Source organism: Pseudomonas sp. MH9.3 (genome assembly GCF_034354675.1).
In the GTDB taxonomy this organism is placed as follows: domain Bacteria; phylum Pseudomonadota; class Gammaproteobacteria; order Pseudomonadales; family Pseudomonadaceae; genus Aquipseudomonas.
Genome location: NZ_CP133785.1, coordinates 4,048,433 through 4,056,936, shown reverse-complemented (window position 1 = coordinate 4,056,936; position 8,504 = coordinate 4,048,433). Strand labels below are relative to the sequence as shown.

The following is an 8,504-nucleotide window of genomic DNA, read 5'->3' as shown; positions in this document are numbered from 1 at the left end:
AATGCGTTTGCACTTTTTCATCGCCGTGCCGTTCGCTCTCGCCGCCAGTTTCGTGCAGGCCCAAACCCTCCCTGAGGCCATGCAAAAGGCAGTGGACGTGCACCCGGAGATCCAGGCTGGCGTGAACGCGCGCATCGCTGCCGACTATCAAGTGCGAGCGGCCCAGGGCGGCTACCTGCCTAAAGTGGACTTACTGGGCGGTTATGGCCGTGAAAGCTCCGACAACATCAACACCCGCGCCGCCAGCAACAGCCATGACTGGAAAACCCTGAACCGGGGTGAGTCGAGCATTCGCCTGCAACAGAACCTGTTCCAGGGCTTCGGCACGCAAAATGAAGTCAGCCGCCAGCAAGCCACCGCCAATTCCCGTGGCTATGCGTTGCTCAACACCACCGAGCGCACTGCCCTGACGGTCGCCCAGGTTTATCTGGATGTGCTGACCCGTCGCGAGATGGTGCAACTGGCAGAAGACAACCTGAAAAGCCACGAACGCATTTTTGACCAGATCAAACTGCGCACCAGCCGTGGCGTCGGAAGAATGGCGGACATGGACCAGGCCGAAGCCCGACTGGCTCAAGCGCGTAACAACCTGCTGACCGAGCAGACCAACCTGGAAGACGCCAAGGCCAACTACATCAGCGCCGTCGGCCAGGAGCCCGATCAACTGGAACGACCGCAGGGCTTTGTCGCCCTGATGCCGGCCAACCTTGAAGAAGCGCGCCGCCAGATGGTGGAGAGCAGCCCGGTATTGCGCTCGGCCGAATCGGACATCGCCGCCGCCGAAAAGCAGTACGAAGCCGCCAAGTCGACCTTCTACCCGCGCTTTGATGCCGAACTGCAGCGCTCGGCCAACAACAATGTCGGCGGCGAAGAAGGCCATGACAATGGCTACTCCGCCATGCTGCGCATGCAGTTCAACCTGTACTCCGGCGGCAGCAACAAGGCCGACCTGCAGTCCAAGGCCTCCCAGGCGTCCCAGGCGCTGGATATCCGCAACAACGCCCTGCGCGAATTGAACCAGGAATTGAGCCTGGCGTGGAACGCCTACAACAATGCCACGGCGCAGGTACCGATCGCCCAGGAGTACGTGGACCGCAGCACCCGCGTGCGCACCTCTTACCAGCAGCAGTTCAGCCTCGGTGAGCGTACACTGCTCGACCTGCTCGACAGCGAGAACGAACTGTTCACCGCGTCGCAGCGTCTGGCGCAGATCAAGAACCTGCAGTTGTACACGCAATACCGCATCAAGGCCGACATGGGCCAACTGCTGAGAAGCCAGGGCATCGTCGCCCCGCTGGCCTCGGTCGTGCAAAACGAAGTCAAAACGAAAGTGAACCTGCCAGGGATGAACTGATTTTTTACGGAGTTGGAGCACTCAACGCATTAAGAGAGAGTCAGCTTGAATTCTGATATCGATGTGGCGCAGCTCAACCATGACCCGCGCAGTCAGCACGACGATCCTTTACTGGATGGTCTGCTGACCCTCTGTTCCCTGCATTACAAACCCGCCAGCCGGGCCATGCTGACCACCGGCCTGCCCCTGGCCGCGCAACGCCTGAGCGCCGAGCTGCTGCCACGCGCAGCCGCCCGCGCAGGTTTGCAGGGGCGGTTGCTGCAACGCAAGCTGGAACAGATTCCGACGATTGCCCTGCCGGCCATGCTGCTGCTCAAGGAGGGGCGCAGTGCGGTGCTGCTGGGCTGGGACGGGGACACGGCGCGCCTGCTGCTGAGCGAAAGCGACGGCGGTGAGGTTCATGTCAGCCGTGAGCTGTTGAGCCAGGACTACAGCGGCCGGGTGTTCTTCGCTCAGCCACAGCACAAGTTCGATGTCACCAACGGCACGCTGATCCCGCGTGCGCGCTCGTGGTTTCGTGACACTCTAAAACGCTCACGCTGGCTGTACGCCGACGCCATCGCCGCGAGCCTGGTGATCAACCTGATCGCCCTGGCCGCGCCGCTGTTCGTGATGAACGTGTACGACCGCGTGGTGCCGAACCAGGCCACCGCCACCCTGTGGGTACTGGCCATCGGTATCTGTGGCGCCTACCTGTTCGACCTGCTGCTCAAGAGCCTGCGCAGTTTGTGCCTGGACCTGGCGGGCAAGAAAACCGACCTGATCATTTCCGCGACGCTGTTCGAGCGCATCGTGGGCATGGCGATGAAAGTGCGGCCGGCACGGGTGGGCAGTTACGCGCAAAATATCCATGAGTTTCAGGGGATGCGCGACTTCCTCACGTCCCTGACCCTCACCAGCCTGATCGACCTGCCGTTTACCCTGATCATCCTGCTGGTGATCGCCCTGCTCGGCGGCCACCTGGTGTGGATCCCGATCATCGCCTTCCCGTTGGCGCTGGGTATCGGCCATATGCTGCAGAAGCCGCTGACGGCGACCCTGCAACGCACCATGGCGCTGGGCGCCGAGCGCCAGTCGAGCCTGATCGAAACCCTCGCCGGGCTCGATGCGGTGAAGGTCAACAACGCCGAGAGCGAGCGCCAGTACCAGTGGGAACAGACCATCGGCACCCTCAGCCGGCTCGAACTGCGAGTGAAAGTGCTGTCGGGCCTGGCCATGAACATCACCTTGCTGATCCAGCAAGTGGCGGGCGTGGCGATGATCATTTTCGGTGTGTACCAGATCATCGACGGCAACCTCAGCATGGGCGGCCTGGTGGCGTGCTACATGCTCAGCGGCCGCGCGCTGGGGCCGCTGGCCCAACTGTCCGGGCTGTTGACCCGTTACCAGCAGGCCAAGGTGACGATGGTGTCGGTGGACGAGATGATGGAGCTGCCGCAGGAGCGCAATTACGACGAGCGCCCGCTCAGCCGTAAAGCGCTGCAAGGCGCGATGGCGTTCCGTGAAGTCGACTTTACCTACCCGAACCAGCAGACCCTGGCGCTGCGCGGTATCAACCTGAACATCCGCCCCGGCGAGAAGATCGGCATCATCGGCCGCAGCGGCTCGGGCAAAAGCTCGCTGGCCAAACTGCTGGTCGGCCTGTATCAGCCGGACGCCGGCTCCTTGCTGGTGGACGGCGTGGACATCCGCCAGATCGACGTCAGCGAACTGCGCCACAACATCGGCTACGTGGCTCAGGACATTCAGTTGCTGGCCGGCACGCTGCGCGACAACCTGGTGTCGGGTGCGCGCTACGTCGACGATGAAATGGTCTTGCAGGCAGCCGAGCTGGCCGGCGTGCATGAGTTTGCCAGGCTGCATCCGCAAGGCTACGAGCTGCAAGTGGGCGAGCGCGGGCAAAACCTGTCCGGCGGCCAGCGCCAGAACGTTGCCCTGGCCCGTGCGCTGTTGCTCAACCCGCCGATTTTGTTGCTGGACGAGCCGACCAGCGCCATGGACAACACCGGCGAAGAGCGCCTCAAGCAGCGCCTGCAGTCGGTGATCGAAAACAAGACGGTGATTCTCGTCACCCACCGTGCTTCGCTGCTGAGCCTGGTCGACCGTCTGCTGGTGATCGACCGCGGGCAGATCCTCGCGGACGGCCCGAAAGCGGCCGTTATGGAAGCGCTGAAAAAGGGGCAGATCAGTGTCGCTTAAATCCGGACCACGTCGCCTCAAAGACGTCATCGTCGGTTATTTCAGAGGCACCGACTCCCTCGACGACCAGCCCTTGCCCGAAGTGGAAAAAGCCCTGGTCGACGACGCACCGCGCATCGTGCGCCTGACCATCTGGGGCGTGATCGGCTTCTTCGTATTCCTCGTGCTGTGGGCGCACTTCGCGATCATCGATGAAGTGACCAAGGGCGAAGGCAAGGCCATCCCGTCATCGCGCATCCAGAAAATCCAGAACCTGGAAGGCGGCATCGTCGCGCAGATCTACGTGCACGAAGGCCAGATAGTCGAACCCGGCGCGCCGCTGGTGCGCCTGGACGACACGCGCTTTGCCTCCAACGTCGGCGAAACCGAAGCCGACCGCGTGGCCATGGAGCTGCGCGTGGAGCGCCTGAGCGCGGAAGTGGAAAACCGCCCGCTGAACATCACCGAAGATGCCCGCAAGGCCGTGCCCAATCAGGCCTCGAACGAAGAATCGCTGTACCTGAGCCGGCGCCAGCAACTGGCCGACGAGATTGGCGGACTGCAACAGCAATTGCTGCAGCGTCAGCAGGAGCTGCGTGAATTCAGCTCCAAACAGGAGCAGTACCGCAACAGCCTGAGCCTGCTGCGCCAGGAGATCGGCATGTCCGAACCGCTGGTGCAGCAGGGTGCTATTTCGCCAGTGGAAGTGCTGCGCTTAAAACGTTCGGAAGTTGAAACCCGTGGCATGCTCGACGGCACCACCCTGGCCATCCCGCGTGCCCAGGCAGCCATCAACGAAGTGCAGCAGAAGATCAACGAAACCCGCGGCAAATTCCGCAGCGAAGCCCTGGCCCAGCTCAACGAAGCACGCACCAACCTGAGCAAGGCCCAGGCCACCTCCAAAGGCCTGGAAGACCGCGTGAGCCGCACCATGGTCACCTCGCCGGTGCGCGGCATCGTCAAGCAGATGCTGGTGAACACCGTGGGCGGCGTGATCCAGCCCGGCAGCGACATCGCCGAAGTGGTGCCTCTGGACGACACCCTGCTGGTGGAAGCACGCATCCGTCCGCAGGATATTGCCTTCCTGCACCCGGGCCAGGAAGCCATGATCAAGTTCACCGCCTACGACTACACCATCTACGGCGGCCTCAAAGGCAAACTCGAACAGATCGGCGCCGACACCGTGCAGGATGAAGAGAAGAAAAACACCTTCTACGTCATCAAACTGCGCACCGAACGCAGCCACCTGGGCACCGATGAGAAACCACTGCTGATCATCCCGGGCATGGTGGCGTCGGTGGACATCATTACCGGCAAGAAAAGCGTGCTGAGTTACCTGCTCAAGCCGATCATCAAGTCACGGGCCGAGGCATTGCACGAGCGTTGATGGCTTTGGATTTACGCGGTGTGCGTAGGGAATTGGAGAAAACTGAGGATTTCGCAAAAATAGTCAGTTTTCAGGGGTTTACAGGATCTCGCCAATCGCTATAATCGTCGCCCTAACACGCCGGTATAGCTCAGTTGGTAGAGCAACTGACTTGTAATCAGTAGGTCCCGGGTTCGACTCCTGGTGCCGGCACCATTCAAAACAAGGGCTTGCAGCGATGCAGGCCTTTCGTTTTTCTGTAGAACGTAACAACAGACGTAACAAGGCGACTATTTAGCCTTTGCAAAACAGGGCGGTTTACTTCAAAAGGAAGTGCTTATGGCCTGGAAGACTTGGGACTGGAAGTTTATCGCCACGACTGTTATCGCAATCGCAGCTTTGGTCGTCCCGCAGATAGACCTTTCATCCCGCTCACTCACCGTCCGCCTGCTCTCTTCGTCTGCTTTGCAGCCCGCTTTAAACATCCAAAATCTTCAAATTTCGCTGAACGGGCAAAATGTCGAATCGCCCTACGTATCGACCATAGAACTGGTTAATACCGGTTCGAAACCGATTACTAGCGCGGATTTTGACGGCGTCCTACAGATCATAATGGCTAATGACGCAAAATTGGTGAGCGCCGAAATCACGAGCACGACACCAAAGAATATCCCCGTTCAGGTAACCGCGTCGGCAAACAAAGCGGCTATTTCTCCGTATCTATCCAACCCCAAAGATGTCGTGACCATCGCTGCGATCACCTCCGGAGCACGACCGGTATTCGAGGTAAGGGCTCGGATTGTGGGAGTCAATGAAGTTGCGTTTGAAGACAGCACAGTCCGACGTAGCAGCTATTTGTCATCCTTCTATGGTCTAGCAACGTCCTCTGCTCTTCTTTTCCTGTACTTCGTCTTTGGCCCACTTTCCCTCCGCAACAAGACGATCATCATCCCCCGAGGCCTCGGTTTATGCACCTCCGCGGTCTGTGCCCTTGCTGGTGCCAGATTGATGAATGTCAGCTTAAGCAAGGAGACTTTTGCGGGCTTGCCTTACCCAGAAACCTTGGCATCAGGAGCGACGCTCGGTGCCATCACCATACTGGGATTCCTAGCGTTCAAATATGTGAAGCGGTTGATCAGAGCTAACCGTGTAAGGACATGAAATTCAGGAATAACGCCCTAGAACACTCAGAGAGTTGCAGGCGTTTCTATGTGAGCGCGCCACAGAAGAATGCCCCCTAATGCGAAGCGGAAAAAAATTAGGTTGACCCCTTAAAAGCTTGTCAGTTTTGTCAGATTTATATTCATCTACTCTGTAACCCTTGTATTTCAAGCCTTTCAGCGATTTGCATCACTGTCAGAAAGCTGTCAGCGACCTGTCAAAACCTGACAAAACAGCAGTGTCAGATCTGCTGTTTTCAAGCGCCTGATTTACAAGGGTTTTTTATTTTTGAGGGAGAAACTGACACAAACATCCAACCCCGCTGTCAGAGCTGAACCCCAGTAAACACGGGGGCTGCAGGGCACTCCCTGACAGATATCCATGATCTGACAGGGATTTGGGGGTCAACCTAAATAAACATTAATGCGGACGCCTCGAAGCTAATGCTCAGCCGCGCACTGATCAAAGGAAACAAGCATGCGTAAGCCAGCGTCCCAAGCAGCGGAACCCATCATCGAAATTAAGAAGAACAGTTCGACCTGGGAGGTTCATTGGGATTACCAAGAAGCCCCTGAAAGCTCCGTACTGTTCAAAAGGCAGGAATATCTGGGCGGCTACATTGACGGTTCCATGGATATGTTGAGCATCCTCCCCGCCAACGTCCTCTGCGCCAGCAGCGTTACTGGCTCGGTTAAAAAGTTGACCGAGGAGCAGGCAACAAAGCTTCGTGACGCGCTGGAACGCCTGCTGATTCCTGTTGTGAGGAATGAATTCACGCGCCTGCAGAAGCTGAATGAGCTGCCCCACCTTCGCTTGGCCGCCTCCGAATCGGTGTGAAATTCTCTGTAACGGGGCACATCAGCTACAGCCCTCATCATTCGCGGGCTCCAGCGGAAAACGCGTTTCGGCCATCGCTCAGCGAGGCGCCTCTAAAAGAGCCTGTCAGAGAATGAAAACCCACGAATTACGGTGTTTTCATTTTTTCGCCCAATGGGGCCGGGGACTTCAGTTTTCGGCTACTGAAGCACGCCCATAGCAATGTTGTGCAGCCGCACTGCATTTATCTTCAAAACTTTGCAATCTGTGAAATTGCCGATCGCCTGCAGAGTCCCACGGCCCGCTTGGGCTGCAGCTTCGTTTGCACTACTTCCGACTTTGCACAAAAAAAGGACACAAACCCCGTCGGCGGGAGGGGGATAAGTGCTTTTTCTTCCATTTTTTCTTTACAGAATAAATTCCTACGCAATCGTCTCGCCCTTCGTCGGATCTAGGAGCTGGAAGTGAAGCGCGGCCATATACTGTTCGCATATACAGTATTTTCAGGATTTATCTATGAGCACAGCCACCTCATCCCAGGACTGGACCGTTGAGACATGGATGATATTTCTGCAGAACCAGTCAGCACTGCTCCAGCATCCAGGTGCCCACCATAAAACCCTCTTGCTCCAGGCACACGAGTTGTACAGAGCGCAGTTGATCGAGCGAGACGATCTCTGCGACCTGCTTGAGCTAGCCGACAGTGCTTTGGCTTATGCGGTGGAAACGCGCCTCGAACAGTCAGGCAACGTCTGAGCGAGAGGTGGTCTATGCATATGCTGGTCACACCTATGCGGTGTAAGGGCGTGCCGCTCACCCCTCAAGAAAGGCGACGTTATCCGGCCATAGCGGGAGACGTTCGCGTAAATCCGGAGATCTCCGACGAGTTAGGACGCAGCTCCAATATAGCCATATTGCATAAAGGGATGCCGCGTGAGCCCAGCCCACTACCTAAGCTGCTGGACGCGACGCTCTCGGGGATGGCTCCCTCGGGGTTTGTGCTGACTGGTATTGAATACATCGATGGATGCGCCTACGCGCAGTCCTGGTGGTGCAGACTTGGATGAATACAGCGCCTCGCAAAAGAACAGAGACCGAAGTCTCTGTTCTTTTACTGCTTTATACCTGCTGAAGGATTTTGAACCAACGATAAGCCCAATAGGCCGTCTGCAGGATTCGTATCATTTCTTCAGGAAGATAACGCATTATTAACGTTTTCATCTTTTCACTCCAGAGCTATGAGCCATGCCCTTATGAGCATGGGGTATCCACGCAGCTGGTCATTTATCACCAACTTCAATATCACTCACCCAACCATAAGCGTTATTTACGAAATTAACATTTAGGTCAACAACCCTATTAACGACATAACTAACGGCATAACTAACGATTGTTTTAACAGTGATTGAGCTTGACGGTGCCTGCTGTGGGCCATAGGCTTTGAGTTCTCTAGGTTCAAAGCTATACCGAAAATCTGCAGTACCGGCGCTCAGGAACGAATCTAACACAATTTTCTCCTGTGCAAACCAGATCAACGACAGCCCCAAAGGCCCGCCAATGCGCGGGCCGCGTCTTTTTCAGGTCCGGCCGCAAATAGCCCCCCTCGAAATTCCTCGCTAACTACCGAGG

General features: G+C 57.3%; 8 protein-coding genes and 1 tRNA gene. 8 read left to right on the top strand and 1 reads right to left on the bottom strand.

Annotation, left to right across the window (positions count from 1 at the left end; translation table 11 throughout):
• The first annotated feature begins 1 nt into the window (after nucleotide 1).
• From RHM60_RS18095 to RHM60_RS18060, 8 genes are all read left to right on the top strand, one after another.
• Entirely contained in the window at nucleotides 2-1,354 is a 1,353-nt protein-coding gene (locus RHM60_RS18095; protein WP_209987392.1) for a TolC family outer membrane protein, read from the top strand.
• A gap of 45 nt (nucleotides 1,355-1,399) precedes the next feature.
• Entirely contained in the window at nucleotides 1,400-3,553 is a 2,154-nt protein-coding gene (locus RHM60_RS18090; protein ID WP_209987390.1) for a type I secretion system permease/ATPase, read from the top strand.
• A complete protein-coding gene (locus tag RHM60_RS18085) occupies nucleotides 3,543-4,919 on the top strand; it encodes an HlyD family type I secretion periplasmic adaptor subunit (protein ID WP_231422687.1) in 1,377 nt (458 codons plus the stop codon). The genes RHM60_RS18090 and RHM60_RS18085 overlap by 11 nt, the downstream gene beginning before the upstream one ends.
• Nucleotides 4,920-5,038: 119 nt before the next feature.
• A tRNA-Thr gene (locus tag RHM60_RS18080) sits at nucleotides 5,039-5,114 on the top strand.
• 123 nt (nucleotides 5,115-5,237) lie between these two features.
• Nucleotides 5,238-6,059 carry a hypothetical protein gene (locus tag RHM60_RS18075; protein WP_322212403.1) on the top strand — a complete coding sequence of 274 codons (822 nt, stop codon included), beginning with the start codon at nucleotides 5,238-5,240 and terminating at the stop codon, nucleotides 6,057-6,059.
• A 477-nt stretch (nucleotides 6,060-6,536) separates the two neighbouring features.
• The gene (locus RHM60_RS18070; RefSeq protein ID WP_322212402.1) at nucleotides 6,537-6,896 is read left to right on the top strand and encodes a hypothetical protein; all 360 of its coding nucleotides are present in this window, start codon (nucleotides 6,537-6,539) and stop codon (nucleotides 6,894-6,896) included.
• 495 nt (nucleotides 6,897-7,391) lie between these two features.
• Nucleotides 7,392-7,631 carry a hypothetical protein gene (locus RHM60_RS18065; protein ID WP_322212401.1) on the top strand — a complete coding sequence of 80 codons (240 nt, stop codon included), beginning with the start codon at nucleotides 7,392-7,394 and terminating at the stop codon, nucleotides 7,629-7,631.
• 14 nt (nucleotides 7,632-7,645) lie between these two features.
• Complete coding sequence (locus RHM60_RS18060; protein WP_322212400.1) at nucleotides 7,646-7,942, top strand: hypothetical protein; 297 nt, start codon at nucleotides 7,646-7,648, stop codon at nucleotides 7,940-7,942.
• Between the two features lie 213 nt (nucleotides 7,943-8,155).
• Here RHM60_RS18060 and RHM60_RS18055 read toward each other — a convergent pair whose 3' ends face one another.
• A complete protein-coding gene (locus RHM60_RS18055; protein WP_322212399.1) occupies nucleotides 8,156-8,383 on the bottom strand; it encodes a hypothetical protein in 228 nt (75 codons plus the stop codon).
• Between the last annotated feature and the right edge of the window lie 121 nt (nucleotides 8,384-8,504).